Source organism: Brevibacterium sp. K11IcPPYGO002 (assembly GCF_050920635.1).
GTDB lineage: Bacteria > Actinomycetota > Actinomycetes > Actinomycetales > Brevibacteriaceae > Brevibacterium.
Genome location: NZ_CP131929.1, coordinates 2,144,807 through 2,161,067, shown reverse-complemented (window position 1 = coordinate 2,161,067; position 16,261 = coordinate 2,144,807). Strand labels below are relative to the sequence as shown.

The following is a 16,261-nucleotide window of genomic DNA, read 5'->3' as shown; positions in this document are numbered from 1 at the left end:
GCCGGCTGAGACTTTAGGTAGGGTGGAGCGTATGAGGCGTGCAAAGATAGTCGCAACTTTAGGTCCGAACCAGAACTCCTATGAAGAGATCCGCGAGCTCGTAGATGAAGGCGTCGATGTCGCCCGATTCAATCTGAGCCACGGAAAACGAGAAGAGCACGAAGAGAAGTTCGCCTGGGTCCGCCAGGCCGCACTCGACACCGGACGCCCCGTCGCCGTCCTGCTGGACCTCCAGGGTCCGAAGATCCGCGTGGGCACCTTCGCCAACGGGAAGGAAGAGCTCGTCGAAGGGGCTGCCTTCACCATCACCAGCCGTGATGTCCCCGGCACCGCGGATCTCGTATCCACGACCCTGCCGACCCTGGCAGAAGACGTGTCCGTGGGAGATCCGCTGCTCATCGACGACGGGCGCCTGCGCCTGCGCGCCACCGAGGTGACCGCCACCGATGTGGTCACCGAGGTCGAGATCGGCGGAACCATCTCCAACCACAAGGGCATCAACCTGCCCGGAGTCCCGGTCTCCGTTCCCGCTCTGTCGGAGAAGGACGTCGACGACCTCAAGTGGGGGCTGCAGCTCGGCTTCGACTGGGTCGCCCTGTCCTTCGTCCGCAGCCCCGAGGACATGAACGATGTGCGTGCGGTCATGGACGAGGTCGGAATCACCGCTCCGGTCATCGCCAAGCTCGAGAAGCCGCAGGCGGTCGACCAGCTCGATGAGATCATCGACGCCTTCGACGGAATCATGGTCGCCCGCGGCGACCTCGGCGTCGAGCTGCCGCTCGAGCAGGTGCCGATCGTGCAGAAGCGGGCAGTCGAGATCGCCCGTCAACAGGCCAAGCCCGTCATCGTGGCCACACAGATGCTCGAGACGATGATCGACGCTCCGCGGCCCACCCGCGCCGAGGCCAGCGACTGCGCGAATGCCGTCCTCGACGGCGCGGATGCACTCATGCTCTCCGGCGAGACCTCGGTGGGTGCGCACTGGGTCGAAGCGATCCGGACGATGAGCCGGATCATCGGCTCCACCGAGGAGCACGGTCTCGAGCGGATTCCGGCGCTGGGCACCGTCCCGCATACCAAGGGCGGAGCCGTCACCGCGGCGGCCGTGCAGATTGCTCAGCAGCTGGATATCGATCTTCTGTGCACCTTCTCGCAGACCGGCGACTCCGTGCGGCGCATGTCGCGTCTGCGCCCGGCCTGGCCGATCCTCGGCTTCACGCCCGACCCGCAGGTCCGTCACCAGCTGGCGCTGACTTGGGGAGTCCGGCCGTACCTCGTGAAGACCGTGCGCCACACCGACCAGATGGCACGCCAGGTCGACGCCGTTCTGCTCGCCGACGGCACGGCCCGCGAAGGCGATCAGAGCATCCTCGTGGCCGGTTCGCCTCCCGGGATCCCGGGCTCGACGAACGCTCTGCGCATCCACACCATCGGCGACGCCGCCAAGGGTGTGACGGCCGCATACCAGGACGCCTCGGACTCGGAAGAGGATCCGCTGGCCGGATATGGCGTCGTCGCCGAAGCGCCGATAACCCGTGAGGTGCCGATCGTGCGCGAGGGCCATTCGCCCCGCCACTGATCATGCGGTCCGAAGCGCCGGCGGCACCCGCCTCGTTACCACGGGGCAGGTGCCGCCGGCGTCTCTGTGTCCGGTCCGGGTCGCGAACTGGTTCCGGAGTGCGAGGCAGCTCACAGACGATCGAGGAATTTCGCGGATTGCTCAACAGTTGTGCTGTCTGTTGCCCAATCCTCCCTGCGGATCACAGAGGGGAGGACCCGCTAGGAGAGGAATTCAATGAGACTGCCCGCGTGGAGCAAGTCCTTCGGAGTGCAGGTGACCATCGCACTCATCGCCGGTGTCATCCTCGGGCTCATCGCCCGCTCATGGGGGCCGGTCAGCGACAGCGCTGACAACTGGCTCGGCCAGACCCTGGACACCATCGGCTCGTCGTACGTCACCCTGCTCAAGGCCGCCGTCGTGCCGCTGGTGATCACTGCGATCATCGCGAGCATCGGCAACCTGCGCAAGGTCACCAATGCCGCCAGGCTTGCGGTGTCGACCCTGCTGTGGTTCGCCCTCACGGCGCTGATCGCCGTCATCCTCGGACTCATCATCGGCATCGTCATGCAGCCCGGCGCCCATGCCGATGCTGCGTCGCTCAACGCCGGTGCACCGGACTCCCAGGGCAGCTGGCTCGGGTTCCTGACCGGACTGATCCCGGTGAACTTCCTCGGACTCGAGGTGGCCACCTCGGCGGATGAGGCCGGAGCGCTGACCTCCGATGTCAACTTCAACATCCTCCAGCTCATCATCGTCTCCGGCGCCATCGGCATCGCCGCGGTCAAGGTCGGAAAGGCCGCAGAGCCGTTCCTCCAGTTCACCGAGGCGGCTCTGGCCGTGGTTCAGAAGGTCGTCTGGTGGATCGTGCGGATCGCTCCGATCGGTACGCTCGGCCTCATCGGCAACGCCGTGAACTCCTACGGCTGGTCGACGATGGGATCGCTGCTGTGGTTCGTCGTCGCCGTCTATGTCGGCCTTGCGATCGTCTTCTTCGTCGTCTACCCGGCCCTGGCTCGTGCCAACGGCCTGTCCGTGCGCCAGTACTTCTCCGGAGTCTGGCCGGCCACGCAGATGGGCTTCGTCTCCCGGTCCTCGATCGGCACCATGCCCGTGACGCAGAAGGTCGCCACCGACAACTTCGGCGTGCCCCATTCCTACGCCGCCTTCGCCGTGCCCTTCGGCGCAACGACGAAGATGGACGGCTGCGCGGCGATCTACCCGGCGATCGCGGCGGTGTTCGTCGCTCAGTTCTTCGGCATCGATCTCTCCCTCATCCAGTACCTGCTCATCATCTTCGTCGCCGTCATCGGTTCGGCCGCCACAGCCGGCACGACGGGTGCGACCGTGATGCTCACCCTGACGCTGTCGACGCTGGGGCTGCCGCTCGAGGGCGTCGGTCTGCTGCTGGCCATCGAACCGATCGTCGACATGGGCCGCACCGCGCTCAACGTCTCCGGTCAGGCACTCGTGCCCGCCATCGTGGCCAAGCGTCATGAGATCCTGGACGTCGAACGCTTCGATGCCCCGCGCATCAACGGCTACGTTCCGACGGAGGAAGCTGCCGATGTCGACGAGACCCGCACCGAGGATGCCCACAGCCGGAGTTGATCTCCTCTCGGCCGAGGGACCGGCCGAGCCCGATGTCCTGCAGGTGACATCGCTGCTCGGCCGCCTCGTCGAGGGCCGGCCTTCCGCCCCCATGTCGACAGCGAAGAGGTCGCAGTCGCCCCGCAGGCGCAGGGCAGAGGTGTGGGGAAGGGGCTGATGGCAGCGCTCATCCGGGCGGCGCGTGAGAGCGGGACGGAGGTCGTCACCCTCGACCTGCGGCGCTGAATCGGCCGAATGAGCCGAACGGTGTGCACGGGCGGGTTCGAAAATCATAGGTAGTGATCTTGATCAGTGCGTATGCACTTCGAGCCCGCGGGTGCTGACACCCCCGAGGGAATGCAAGAAGGCACTGTCGACAACATGGTCGACAGTGCCTTCGTCTGTACCGGATGCGGGACTCGAACCCGCACGTCTTTCGACAATGCATTTTGAGTGCACCGCGTCTACCGATTCCGCCAATCCGGCTCGTCACGAGCTGTCCTGTCAGGACCGCCTGTGCAACGGGACGATTCTACTGCGCGCGCGGACCGATTGCACATTCGCCGCCCGCCGAGGATGCCCGCCGGTGGCCACCGTCACCGGCCGTGGCCACCCTCACAGAAGAAACTTACCGGTCCGCTGGCCACGACGCTGAGCGCCTGGTCTAGACTGGTGACGTGCTTTCAAACAGCGAAGAATCAACTTCAGATGAGTCCGTGCCGGTCCGCCGCGTAGTCGTGGCCGAAGACGAGGCCGTGATTCGTCTCGATATCGTAGAAATGCTCCGCGAAGTCGGCTATGACGTCGTCGGTGAGGCTGCGGACGGCGAATCCGCCATCCGCCTGGCCGAGGAGCTGCGCCCCGACCTCGTGGTCATGGACATCAAGATGCCCATCCTCGACGGAATCTCCGCGGCCGAGCGCATCGCCCGCGCCCGCATCGCGCCCGTGGTGCTGCTCACCGCCTTCTCGCAGAAGGAGCTCGTGGAGCGTGCCCGCGATGCCGGCGCCATGGCCTATGTCGTCAAGCCGTTCACCTCGGCCGACCTCATCCCGGCATTGGAGATCGCGCTCTCGCGTCACGCCGAGATCAGCTCGCTCGAGTCCGAGATCTCCGATCTCACAGAACGTTTCGAGACCCGCAAGCTCGTCGAACGCGCCAAGAGCCTGCTGCAGACGTCCATGGGGCTGAGCGAACCCGAGGCCTTCCGCTGGATCCAGAAGACCTCGATGGACCGCCGACTGACGATGCGCGAGGTCGCCGAGACCGTGCTCAAGCAGATCGGCAGCAAGAAGTAACCACCTTCCGGACCAGGCAGGTCCGGACCCGGAACTCAAGAAGGCCGGCGAATCCCGAGATGGATTCGCCGGCCTTCTGCGTTCGCTGCGGAAGGTCCTGTCTCGGCCCTTCGCCTCCGCCCTTCGGTTCGGACCTCAGCCCTTCGGCTCGGTCTTCAGGATCATGTTCGTGATCCGCACGATCGAGAGCAGCCGCCCCGCCTCGTCGGTCATCTTCACTTCATGGGAGACGATCGTGCGTCCCTGGTGGAGCACCTCGGCGCGACCGGTGACCACGCCCTCACGCGCAGCACGCAGGTGAGTGGCATTGAGATCGACTCCGACGACGTTCCTACCCCCGGAGAGCAGGTACGAATGCATCGATGCCAGCGACTCGGCGAGGACGACGTGGCCGCCTCCGTGGAAGAGTCCCATCGGCTGCCGATTGCCGACGACCGGGGCCGTGGCCACGACATGGTCATGGGCGAGCTCGACGAATTCGATTCCCATCCTCTCGGCCAGCTCACCACCGGAGCCCGGCCCACGCAGCTGCTCGAGCAGCGTGTCGATCTCCTCAGATGTGGTGTGAGTAGTCAGGGACACGTCGGGACGCAGCATCGGTTCTCCTTCAAGTCAGCTTCGAACGCTAGGCTATGCCATGTGAGTCACTCAAACGAATCCCTCCTGCTCATCGACGGACACTCCCTGGCCTACCGGGCTTTCCATGCCCTGCCGGTCGAGAACTTCTCCACCAGCACCGGACAGACGACGAACGCCATCTACGGCTTCATCTCGATGCTCATCAACGTTCTCCGCGACGAGGAGCCCAGCCATGTGGCCGTGGCCTTCGACCTCGGACGCCAGACCTTCCGCCTCGAGGAGTACCCCGAGTACAAAGCCGGCCGGGCGAAGACTCCGCCCGAGTTCCATCCGCAGATCGACCTCATCAAGGACATCGTCACGGCGATGGGCATCCGGGTCGTGACGAAGGAGGGCTTCGAAGCCGACGACGCCCTGGCGACGATGGCGAAGATGGGCACCGAGGCCGGCTCGTTCGTCGAGGTGATGAGCGGAGACAAGGATTCGTTCCAGCTCGCCTCCGACCGGGTGACGGTCCTCTACCCGAAACGCGGAGTCAGTGATCTCAACCGGATGACTCCTGCCGCGGTCGAGGAGAAGTACGGGGTCAGCCCCGCGAACTATCGGGGGCTGGCCGCGCTCGTCGGTGAGAAGGCCGATAATCTGCCCGGCGTGCCCGGAGTCGGTGACAAGACCGCTGCCAAATGGCTCACCGCCCACGGCGACCTGCCCGGCGTGCTGGACAACGCCGACAAGATCGGCGGCAAGGTCGGGGAGAAGCTGCGCGACCATATCACCGAGGTGGAGCGGAACTACCGACTCAACCGCCTCCTCGACGACGTCGACCTGGGACTGGAGTTCGACGACCTGGCCTGGGGCGAAGGCGACCCGGCCGAACTGTCGAGCCTGTTCGATCAGCTCGAGTTCCAAGCCCTCGGCAAGCGTCTGGCCGCGATCTTCCCGGAGGCCGGAGACGATTCCGAGCCGGCCCCGGCCCGCGAGACCACCATCGAGACCCTCGACATCGACACGCTGCTGTCGAAGATCGCCGACCACGATGTGCTCGCGCTCGATTCGGATGCCTCCTTCGAGCTCGGCCACGGTCAGGCCCGGACCCTTGCGGTCTCCGCCGAACCCGGGCAGGCGTGGGTCGTCGACCTCGCCGAGGCGGGGCAGAAAGCCGTCGGCAAGCTCGGTTCCGCGCTGGGCGGGCATGCGCTCATCCTCCACAGCTCGAAGCTGCAGATCAAGGCGTGGGAGTCGATGGGGCTGTCCGTGACCGATGTCGCCGGGGACACGGCTCTGGCCGCCTACCTCCTCGTTCCCGATGCCCGTTCCTACGAGCTCGGGCAGATCGCCGCCGACCGCGCCGGCATCGACCTCAGCGAACCCGAAGCCGATTCCGGACAGCTCGCCCTCGACCTCGATTCGGATGCCGCGGTGACCACGCACGGTCAACGCGCCGCCGCTCTGCTCGAAGTCCACGAGGTGCTCGCCGCCGCCGTCGACGACGCGAACATGACGCAGGTGTACCGCGAGATCGAGCTGCCGCTCGTGCCCGTGCTCGCGCGGATGGAAGCGACCGGAATCGCCGTCGACGAGGATGGACTGTCGAATCTCATCGACGAATTCACGAAACAGGCCGAAGCCAGCGCGCAGGAAGCCTACGACGCGATCGGCCACGAGGTGAATCTCGGTTCTCCCAAGCAGCTGCAGACCGTGCTCTTCGACGAACTCGATATGCCCAAGACCAAGCGGACGAAGACCGGCTATACGACGGATGCCGAGGCCCTGGCCGAACTGTTCGTCAAGACCGAACATCCCTTCCTCCAGCATCTGCTGGCCTACCGGGATTCGACGAAGCTCAAGCAGACCGTGGTCGGACTGCTGAAGACCGTCGCCGACGACGGCCGCATCCACACCACCTACCAGCAGACCGTGGCTGCCACGGGACGGCTCTCCTCGCTGGATCCGAACCTGCAGAACATTCCGGTGCGGACCGAATCGGGTCGACGCATCCGGGAGATCTTCATCGCCGATCCCGAGGTGTCGGGTGGGACTCTGCTCACCGCCGACTATTCGCAGATCGAAATGCGGATCATGGCTCACCTGTCCGGCGACGGCGCGCTCATCCAGGCGTTCAAGGACGGCGAGGACCTCCACTCCTATGTCGGCTCGAAGGTCTTCGGCGTCGGCATCGACGAAGTCGACTCCGAGATGCGTTCGAAGGTCAAGGCCATGTCCTACGGGCTGGTGTACGGACTCTCCGCCTACGGACTCTCCCGGCAGCTGGCGATCGGGGTCGATGAAGCCAAGGGGCTGATGGACCAGTACTTCGAACGGTTCGGGGCCGTCAAGGACTACCTTGACGACATCGTCGAACAGGCCCGCGCCAAGGGGTTCACAGAGACCATCATGGGCCGCCGCCGCTATCTGCCGGCGCTGCACAGTGACCGCCGACAGCTGCGGGACATGGCCGAACGCGCCGCACTCAACGCACCGATCCAGGGGTCGGCCGCCGACATCATGAAGATCGCCATGCTCAGGGTCGCAGCGCGGCTGCAGGACCTGCACTCGCCGATGCTGCTGCAGGTTCATGACGAGATCATCGTCGACGTCCGGCCTGATGAGATCGGCGAGGTGACGACGATCGTCACGGAGGAGATGGGGTCGGCGTTCGAGCTCGATGTGCCCCTCGACGTCAACGTCGGCACCGGCCGCTCCTGGCACGCCGCCGCCCACTGACCCTGCCGCGTCGGGCCGGCAGCGCGTGTGCTGAAAGGGCGGCACGGTGATAGCGGCACACTCATCGCGATCCGCCTAGGCTGACGACATGACGAGCGAATCCGAACCTGGGCAGTCCCGAGGACTACTTCCGGGAGGTCCTGTCCCAACCGGGAGTCGATGCCGTCGTCCTCGCGCGCGGCGTCGCCTCGGGGGAGGCTCTCGGGCCACGGCCGGCGGACGCGTTCGCATCCCTGTGCGACTCTGCACTGGCCACGATCTCCGCGCTGAGCCCCGCAGCCGCGGATGCGACGATCATGACGATCGGCGGGGGAATGCGGGCCGGAGACTATGTGCGCACGCGGACCTTCGAACTCGTCGTCCACGGAATCGACATCGCCGCCGCACTCGGAGTCGAACCCGCAGTCCCCGCAGCTGCGCTCCGGGACTCGTTGGCGATCGCCGTGGAACTCGCGGTGCAGGGCGGAACCGGAAGCGCCGTCCTGGCAGCGCTGACCGGGCGCGGGGGACTGGTCGGAGACTTCAGCGCGCTCGGCTGAGCGGCACCTCAGTCTTTGGTCAGCGTGGTTGAGAAGATCACGGTGCCGGGCATGAGCGCTCCGCGCAGCGGTGACCAACCGCCCCAGGCGGTCCGATTCTCTTCCGGCCATTCGGGTTCGGTCACCGAATCGATCGTGAAGCCGGCCTCGACGAGCAGTCGGACCCAATCGCTCATCGTGCGGTGATGCTCGGCGTAGACGGGCTGACCGTCGGAGGACAGCTCGACGTACGGTGTGCGGTCGAAATACGAGTACTCGACGGTCAGACCGGCCTCGCCCGGAACATCGGGGAACATCCACCGCATCGGGTGAGTCGTCGAGAAGACCCACTGTCCGCCGGTGCGCAGCACTCGTGCGACCTCGGCGAAGACGACCTCGGCGTCCTTGACGAAGGGCAGGGCGCCGTAGGAGGAGAACGCACCGTCGAAGCTGTTCGAGGCGAACGGCAGCTGCCTGGCATCGGCGAGGAGGAAGGTCGGAGGAGTCGCCTCGGTGCTGAGGGGATGTTCGCGCTGCAGACGCGAGGCCTGCTCGAGCATCCCGGCCGAGACATCGACGCCCGTGGTGATCGCGCCCTGTTCGGCCAGCCACCGGGAGCACTGGCCGGCACCGCAGCCGACCTCGAGCACCTGCTTCCGGTCGACATCGCCGAGGAGGCGCACATCGGATTCGTGAATTCCCTCGGGACACCAGATGAAATCCGAGGCGCCGAGGAACGTGCCGTGCTCGGCCAGATACTCCTCGGCCGAGTTGTCCCAATAGCTGCGATTGGCCCGGACTGAAGCCTCTTCGTCGATCGGGAGATAGCCACCGCTGATGACCTCGGCTCCGTCAGTTCCTTCGCTCATGGTTCCTCCGTGGCCCCAGGTGGTGATGAATCGTCTCTTCGGCGTGCATTCACGCCCAAGAAGGTGCTAGCATTGACAACCGTATGCGCCTGTGCATACAAGTCCAAATTCGCAATCGAGACCGGATTCGGTTCTTGCGGCTACTCACACGACCTGCCGCCAGGGTACCGGATCTGGACCAATATTCCATCGGAGTCCCTACCTATATGACCACCACCACGCCGGAATCGGTGCAGCCGAAGCAGGTCGCTGTCAACGACATCGGAACCGCTGAGGATTTCCTCGCCGCCGTCGATGAGACCATCAAGTACTTCAACGATGGCGACATCGTTGAGGGCGAAGTCGTCAAGGTCGACCGTGACGAAGTCCTCGTCGACATCGGATACAAGACGGAAGGCGTCATCCTCGCGCGTGAGCTTTCCATCAAGCACGATGTCGATCCCGGCGAAGTCGTCGAGGTCGGGGACGAAATCGAAGCCCTCGTTCTTCAGAAGGAAGACAAAGAGGGTCGTCTCATGCTGTCGAAGAAGCGTGCTCAGTACGAGCGTGCCTGGGGCGACATCGAGAAGATCAAGGAAGACGACGGCGTTGTCACCGGCACCGTCATCGAGGTCGTCAAGGGCGGCCTGATCGTCGACATCGGACTGCGCGGCTTCCTGCCCGCGTCCCTGGTCGAGATGCGTCGCGTCCGCGACCTCGCCCCCTACATCGGCCAGCAGGTCGAAGCCAAGATCATCGAACTCGACAAGAACCGCAACAATGTGGTCCTGTCGCGCCGTGCCTGGCTCGAGCAGACCCAGTCGGCCGTCCGTCACGACTTCCTGCAGACCCTGCAGAAGGGCCAGGTCCGTCCTGGTGTCGTGTCCTCCATCGTCAACTTCGGTGCGTTCGTCGACCTCGGTGGTGTCGACGGACTCGTCCACGTCTCCGAACTGTCCTGGAAGCACATCGATCACCCGGGTGAGGTCGTCACCGTGGGTGACGAGGTCACCGTCGAGGTCCTCGACGTCGACATGGACCGTGAGCGCGTCTCGCTGTCGCTCAAGGCCACCCAGGAAGATCCTTGGCAGCACTTCGCTCGTACGCACGTCATCGGACAGATCGTTCCGGGCAAGGTCACCAAGCTCGTTCCGTTCGGTGCATTCGTGCGCGTCGAAGACGGCATCGAAGGCCTCGTCCACATCTCCGAACTGGCCGTGCGCCACGTGGATCTGCCCGAGCAGGTCGTCTCGGTCGACGAGACCATCTACGTCAAGGTCATCGACATCGACCTCGAACGCCGCCGCATCTCGCTGTCGCTGAAGCAGGCGAACGAAGGCGTCGATCCCGAGGCCGAGGAGTTCCTCGACCCCGCTCTCTACGGCATGCCGCAGGAGTACGACGAGGACGGCAACTACAAGTACCCCGAGGGCTTCGACCCCGAGACCAACGAATGGGTCGAGGGCTACGAGGCTCAGCGCGAGACCTGGGAGCAGCAGTACGCCGCCGCTCAGGAACGCTGGGAAGAGCACAAGAAGCAGGTCGCCAAGGCCATCGCAGCGGACGCCGAGGCCTCCGCAGCCGATGCCGTCGGTTCTGCCGAAGCCGCTCCGGCCACCGGATCGTTCTCCTCCGAAGAGGCGAACGACGAAGGCACCCTGGCCAGCGACGAAGCTCTCGCAGCTCTGCGTGAGAAGCTTGCAGGCAGCTGATAGCAGCCATCACTTGGGCTCCCGGTCGGAAGGCCGGGAGCCCTTTGTGTATGCCCCCACGACTCGAGAGCGCCTGCGCCCCTGGCTGTGGTACGCCCTCCTCCTCTGCGTCGGCAGCCTGACCGTCTTCGGCTCCGTCGCCGCGGACCCCGGCGGCAGCGTCGTCGCCTCCAACGACGACACCTCCCTGTTCATCTGGTGGCTCGGCCACGGCGCACACGTGCTCGCCGACGCCCTCGGGTTCGGAGCCGGTGAGACCGGCGGTCTGCTGTACACGGAATCGATGAACACCCTCGGTGGGGGAGTCAACGGGGCGTGGAACACCTCCTTGGTCGGCTTCGCGATCCTGCTCGCCCCCGTCACGTGGGTGGCCGGCCCCATCGTGAGCTACAACCTGCTCGTCCTCGCCTTCCCGGTGCTGGGCAGCCTGGCCACGGCGGTGCTCTTCCGCCGCTTCCTCGACCATCTGCCCGCTTTCCTCGCCGCTGCCGGTGTCGGCTTCTCCAGCTATGTCATCGCCCAGCTCGGCGGACACCCGAACCTCGCCTATATCGTCACCCCGCCGCTGACCGCCTCGGCGCTCCTCGCCCTCCTCGACCTCGGGCGGACCACCGCCGCGCGTGGCCGTTCCCTTCTCCGCGACCGCCGCCTCTGGATGCTCGGCGGAGGCTTCGGGCTCCTCCTCGGCTTCCAGTTCTACGTCTCCACCGAAGTGCTGGCCGGAACATTCCTCGCCGCGCTGTGCTTCCTGGCAAGCCTCGCTGTGTTCGGGCGGGGTCTCCACCGCGGCCGATCGTGGCTGGCTCTCGGACTCGGGTCCGCTGTCGCCGGGATCATCGCCGTGCTGTGTGCGATCCCGCTGCTGGTGACCATGTCCGGCCCGAACGCCCCACACGGCGCCATCCGCCCGCACGGAGTGTGGAACACCGACCTGCTCGATCCGATCCTGCCTGCGGCCCCGGCCTGGCTGAGCTCCGGGGTCTCCCCGCTGCCCCGGATCATGGAGATCGACCCGGCCGAACTCGGCGCCTACGTCGGCGCACCCGCGCTGGTGGCGGCCGTGCTCATCGTCTGCGGCCTCGGCCGCCGCTCCGTGTATGCGGTCCCGGTGCGCATCGCGGCTGCAACCGGTTTCCTCGTCTTCCTGCTGGCGTTGGGTTCCCCGATCCTTCTGGCCGGCCGGGTGCTTGTCGAGACCGGTCCGTTCGCACTCGTCGAAGCCGTCCCCGTGCTCAACAACATCCTGCCCATGCGTCTCGTCCTCCACTCGACGATCGCCCTGTTCGCCGTGCTCGGCATCGGCCTCCAATGGGCGCTGAACCACCACAGACTGCGTCGCGCCCGCGCCCTCCTCATCCTGCTCGTCTTCGCTGCCGTTGTCGTCCTCCCCGCTCCGCAGACCGCCCACGAGGTGACCGTTCCGGCTTTCTACGAGGAATCGATCGCCGAGGTGGTCCCCGCCGGATCCGTGGTCAAGACCTTCCCCCGCCCCCTGGCGTGGGCTGAGCCCCACGCCGACGAAGCCATGGTGTGGCAGTCGGTCAGCGGATTCCGCTACCGGGAGACCGGTGGCTACTTCATCGGTTCGAGCCCGAATTCGCCGGTGATCTACTCCGCCCCCGAGGATGCCCTCGACGAAGTGCTCCACGCCTCCGTCTTCGACGGTGAGCCCATGCCGAACGCGGACAGCCGGGAAGTCGCCTCGGCGATCGCCGAACTGCGGAAGGCCGGGGTCGACTTCATCGTCCTCGCCCCGGACGCCCCGCTCCTGCCGGGCGGTGACGGAGAGTATGCGGAATTCCTCGATGCTGCTGTCGGCGATCCGATCTTCGCCGATGACGGAGTGCGGGTCTACCGCCTGGATCAGTAGGATGAGGCCATGCTGAGAATCGGTCTCACCGGCGGAATCGGCGCCGGAAAGTCAACGGTGTCCGACATGCTCGTCGAGGGCGGGGCAGCGCTCGTCGACGCCGATGCGATCGCCCGCGAGGTCGTCGAACCCGGACAGCCACTGCTCGCTGACCTGGCGGCGGCCTTCGGCCCTGAGGTGCTGGACGCCGATGGCTCGCTCAACCGACCGGCACTGGCATCGGCTGCCTTCGTCGATGCCGAGCACACGGCACAGCTCAACGCACTCATGCATCCGGCGATCCGCGACCGCACCGCCGAACACTTCGCCCGGCATGCCGATGCCGAGATCGTCGTCCACGACGTCCCGCTGCTCGTGGAGAACGCCATGACCCCTGCCTACCACCTCAATCTGCTCGTCGACGTGCCCGCCGAGGTGCGGCTGGGCAGGCTGATGGATTCCCGTGGAATGGACCGCGATGACGCCGCCGCACGGATCTCCCGCCAAGCCGACGACGAGACGCGCCGTGCCGCCTGTGATGTCGTCATCGACAACTCCGGTCGTCTCGAGGCGACGAAGGCCGCGGTCGGCCGACTCATCGACGAACGGATCCGACCCTTCGCCGCCAATCTCGGCGCGGGTCTCCGAGCCCCGAGAACAGCCCTCGAACTCGTCGATCCGGAGCACACGGACCGGACCGGTGACGCGCAGCGAGTGCTCGCAAAGCTGCGACACGGCACAGGCGACGATTTCGCCATCGAGCACATCGGCTCCACCTCGGTACCGGGACTGCCCGCCAAGGACGTCATCGATCTGCAGCTCATCGTCCCCGATCTCACCGCCGCCCGAGAACTGGCGCCCCGTCTGGCCGACCTCGGCTATCCGGGAGAGGAGATGAGCGACCACCTCGGCGAGAGTTCGACCGAGGGGAAATGGTTCCACGCGAACACCGACCCTGGCCGGGCCGTCAATCTGCATGTGCGCACCGCGGACTCCGTCGGTGCCCGCTTCGCCCGCGCGTTCCGGGACCTGCTCATCCAGGACGCGGGGGAGAGAGACCGCTACCTGCGGGTCAAGCGCGAACTCGTCGCCGAGGCGAAGGCGGACGGTGGCACGAACGCACAGATGATCCGGACATATGCGGAGTCGAAGGAACCGTACTTCCTGCAGATGCGTCGCAGGCTCGTCCCCGACAGCTTCGACTGACTCGGTGAGACTCGTCGGCCGACACGTCGCGGGCGGTGTCGAACCGGTGCCGGCCTGCCCAATGTCAGGGGCGGGGGCTAGGGTTGGACCATGAGCTCAGAACGCCCCCTGCCAGCGATCGGCCACCGCCCCGACGTCACCCGCGAGGTGGCGCCCTTCGAGGTCGTCTCCGAATACTCGCCCTCGGGTGACCAGCCGACGGCGATCAATGAGATCTCCGACCGGCTCGACGCGGGGGAGCGGGACATCGTCCTCCTCGGTGCCACCGGCACGGGCAAGTCGGCGACGACGGCATGGCTCATCGAGCAGGTGCAGAGACCGACGCTGATCATGGCGCCGAACAAGACCCTGGCCGCGCAGCTGGCCAACGAATTCCGACAGCTGCTGCCCAACAACGCGGTCGAGTACTTCGTCTCCTACTACGACTACTACCAGCCGGAAGCCTATGTGCCGCAGACGGACACGTTCATCGAGAAGGACTCCTCGATCAACGACGAGGTCGAACGGCTCCGGCACTCGGCCACGAATTCGCTGCTGACAAGGCGTGATGTCGTCGTGGTCTCGACGGTGTCGTGCATCTACGGTCTCGGCACACCCGAGGAGTACGTCGACCGGATGGTCACCTTGCACAAGGGGGACGAATGCGATCGGGACGAGCTGCTCAAACGCTTCGTGTCCATGCAGTACGCCCGCAATGACATGGCCTTCACCCGCGGCACCTTCCGTGTGCGCGGAGACACCGTGGAGATCATCCCGCAGTACGAGGAACTCGCGCTGCGCATCGAGTTCTTCGGCGACGAGATCGAATCGCTGCAGACTCTCCACCCCCTGACGGGTGAGATCGTCCGCGACGAGGAGACCATCCACGTGTTCCCGGCCAGCCACTATGTCGCCGGTGAGAACCGGATGGCGAAGGCCATCAGCGGGATCGAGGACGAGCTGCAGAAGCAGCTGAGCGATTTCGAATCTCAGAACAAGCTGCTCGAAGCACAGCGGCTGAAGATGCGCACGACCTATGACCTCGAGATGATGGAATCGATGGGCTTCACCTCCGGCATCGAGAACTACTCCCGGCATATCGACGGTCGCGCACCCGGCTCGGCACCGAACTGTCTGCTCGACTACTTCCCCGAGGATTTCCTCCTCGTCATCGACGAATCCCACGTCACCGTCCCGCAGATCGGCGGCATGTACGAAGGCGATATGTCGCGCAAGCGCACGCTCGTCGAACACGGATTCCGCCTGCCCAGCGCCATGGACAACCGGCCGCTGAAGTTCGACGAGTTCCGGGAGCGGGTGGGACAGAGCGTGTACCTGTCCGCGACCCCCGGCAACTTCGAACTCGGGAACTCCGACGGCTACGTCCAGCAGATCATCCGCCCCACCGGCCTCGTCGACCCGGAGATCAAAGTCAAACCGACGAAGGGGCAGATCGACGACCTGCTCGACGAGATCAGGACACGCGTCGATGCGAACGAGCGTGTGCTCGTGACCACGCTGACGAAGAAGATGGCCGAAGATCTCACCGACTATCTGCTCGAACACGATATCCGGGTCCAGTACCTCCACTCCGACGTCGACACTCTGCGGCGTGTGGAACTGCTCACAGAGCTGCGCGCCGGTGAGTTCGATGTGCTGGTCGGCATCAACCTGCTGCGGGAGGGTCTCGACCTGCCCGAGGTCTCCCTCGTGGCGATCCTCGACGCCGACAAGGAAGGCTTCCTCCGGTCGTCGACATCGCTCATCCAGACGATCGGTCGTGCCGCTCGCAACCTCAACGGCCAGGTGCACATGTACGCCGATACGATCACGGATTCGATGCGCACGGCCATCGATGAGACCGACCGCAGGCGCGCGATACAGATCGCCTACAACGAAGAGCACGGCATCGATCCCGCCCCGCTGGTCAAGCGGATCGCGGACATCACCGAGCGTCTGCAGCGTGAGGACGAGGACACTCGCGAGCTGCTCACCGAGTTCGACTACGGCAAGGGAAAGCGCGGCTACAACTCGACCCTGACCGACGAACAGAGGGAAGCCGCGGGCAAACCCGGTTCGCTCCGTCCGCCGGCAGCCGACCTCACCGAGCTCATCGAATCGCTGACCTCGCAGATGCATTCGGCTGCCGCGGAACTGCAGTTCGAGCTCGCCGCACGTCTGCGCGATGAGCTCTCCGACCTCAAGCAGGAGCTGCGTCAGATGAAGGAGGCCGGGCACGCCTGAGCCGTGCCGGTGACGCGTGAGCGATGCTCGCGTGTTTATACTGGTGTGCTGGCGAAAGGGAGTATCCCGTCCATCCGCGGTCGTCACCACGACCCCACACCGGGGTCCGGACGCGGAGCGCACGCAGATTCACCGCGTGGGAGAGACTTTCGACCT

The 16,261-nt window shown here is 65.6% G+C and carries 12 protein-coding genes and 1 tRNA gene; 10 read left to right on the top strand and 3 right to left on the bottom strand.

Annotation, left to right across the window (positions count from 1 at the left end; genetic code table 11):
• The first annotated feature begins 31 nt into the window (after nucleotides 1–31).
• The 3 genes from pyk (at nucleotide 32) to QYM46_RS09865 (ending at nucleotide 3,394) form a co-directional block, all read left to right on the top strand.
• The gene (gene pyk / locus QYM46_RS09875; protein WP_169252341.1) at nucleotides 32–1,579 is read left to right on the top strand and encodes a pyruvate kinase; all 1,548 of its coding nucleotides are present in this window, start codon (nucleotides 32–34) and stop codon (nucleotides 1,577–1,579) included.
• Between the two features lie 216 nt (nucleotides 1,580–1,795).
• Nucleotides 1,796–3,169 (top strand): dicarboxylate/amino acid:cation symporter, encoded by a 1,374-nt coding sequence (locus QYM46_RS09870; RefSeq protein ID WP_432788813.1) that lies wholly within the window; start codon nucleotides 1,796–1,798, stop codon nucleotides 3,167–3,169.
• A gap of 48 nt (nucleotides 3,170–3,217) precedes the next feature.
• The gene (locus QYM46_RS09865) at nucleotides 3,218–3,394 is read left to right on the top strand and encodes a GNAT family N-acetyltransferase (protein WP_432791732.1); all 177 of its coding nucleotides are present in this window, start codon (nucleotides 3,218–3,220) and stop codon (nucleotides 3,392–3,394) included.
• 158 nt (nucleotides 3,395–3,552) lie between these two features.
• On the opposite strand, the gene QYM46_RS09860 is transcribed toward QYM46_RS09865, so the two are convergent.
• Nucleotides 3,553–3,634 (bottom strand) — tRNA-Leu (locus QYM46_RS09860).
• Nucleotides 3,635–3,825: 191 nt separating this feature from the next.
• On the opposite strand from QYM46_RS09860, the gene QYM46_RS09855 reads away from it, so the two are divergent.
• Nucleotides 3,826–4,446, top strand: coding sequence for an ANTAR domain-containing response regulator (locus tag QYM46_RS09855; protein ID WP_035320143.1), 621 nt, complete (start codon nucleotides 3,826–3,828; stop codon nucleotides 4,444–4,446).
• Nucleotides 4,447–4,581: 135 nt separating this feature from the next.
• On the opposite strand, the gene QYM46_RS09850 is transcribed toward QYM46_RS09855, so the two are convergent.
• Nucleotides 4,582–5,043, bottom strand: a complete 462-nt coding sequence (locus QYM46_RS09850; RefSeq protein ID WP_169252339.1) for a PaaI family thioesterase — start codon at nucleotides 5,041–5,043, stop codon at nucleotides 4,582–4,584.
• 42 nt (nucleotides 5,044–5,085) lie between these two features.
• On the opposite strand from QYM46_RS09850, the gene polA reads away from it, so the two are divergent.
• Nucleotides 5,086–7,749, top strand: a complete 2,664-nt coding sequence (gene polA, locus QYM46_RS09845) for a DNA polymerase I (protein ID WP_432788812.1) — start codon at nucleotides 5,086–5,088, stop codon at nucleotides 7,747–7,749.
• Nucleotides 7,750–7,856: 107 nt separating this feature from the next.
• On the top strand, nucleotides 7,857–8,288 hold the full coding sequence (locus QYM46_RS09840; protein WP_432791731.1) for a maleylpyruvate isomerase N-terminal domain-containing protein: 432 nt from the start codon (nucleotides 7,857–7,859) through the stop codon (nucleotides 8,286–8,288).
• 8 nt (nucleotides 8,289–8,296) lie between these two features.
• Here QYM46_RS09840 and QYM46_RS09835 read toward each other — a convergent pair whose 3' ends face one another.
• Nucleotides 8,297–9,136, bottom strand: coding sequence for a class I SAM-dependent methyltransferase (locus tag QYM46_RS09835; protein WP_169252337.1), 840 nt, complete (start codon nucleotides 9,134–9,136; stop codon nucleotides 8,297–8,299).
• Between the two features lie 206 nt (nucleotides 9,137–9,342).
• Here QYM46_RS09835 and rpsA point away from each other — a divergent pair, with 206 nt between their 5' ends.
• From rpsA to uvrB, 4 genes are all read left to right on the top strand, one after another.
• Nucleotides 9,343–10,827, top strand: a complete 1,485-nt coding sequence (gene rpsA / locus QYM46_RS09830) for a 30S ribosomal protein S1 (RefSeq protein ID WP_025777794.1) — start codon at nucleotides 9,343–9,345, stop codon at nucleotides 10,825–10,827.
• Nucleotides 10,828–10,873: 46 nt separating this feature from the next.
• Nucleotides 10,874–12,697 (top strand): hypothetical protein, encoded by a 1,824-nt coding sequence (locus QYM46_RS09825; protein ID WP_248278870.1) that lies wholly within the window; start codon nucleotides 10,874–10,876, stop codon nucleotides 12,695–12,697.
• A gap of 9 nt (nucleotides 12,698–12,706) precedes the next feature.
• Nucleotides 12,707–13,882, top strand: coding sequence for a dephospho-CoA kinase (coaE, locus tag QYM46_RS09820; RefSeq protein ID WP_169252335.1), 1,176 nt, complete (start codon nucleotides 12,707–12,709; stop codon nucleotides 13,880–13,882).
• Nucleotides 13,883–13,972: 90 nt separating this feature from the next.
• Nucleotides 13,973–16,105 carry an excinuclease ABC subunit UvrB gene (uvrB, locus tag QYM46_RS09815; RefSeq protein WP_432788811.1) on the top strand — a complete coding sequence of 711 codons (2,133 nt, stop codon included), beginning with the start codon at nucleotides 13,973–13,975 and terminating at the stop codon, nucleotides 16,103–16,105.
• The last annotated feature ends 156 nt before the right edge of the window (nucleotides 16,106–16,261 follow it).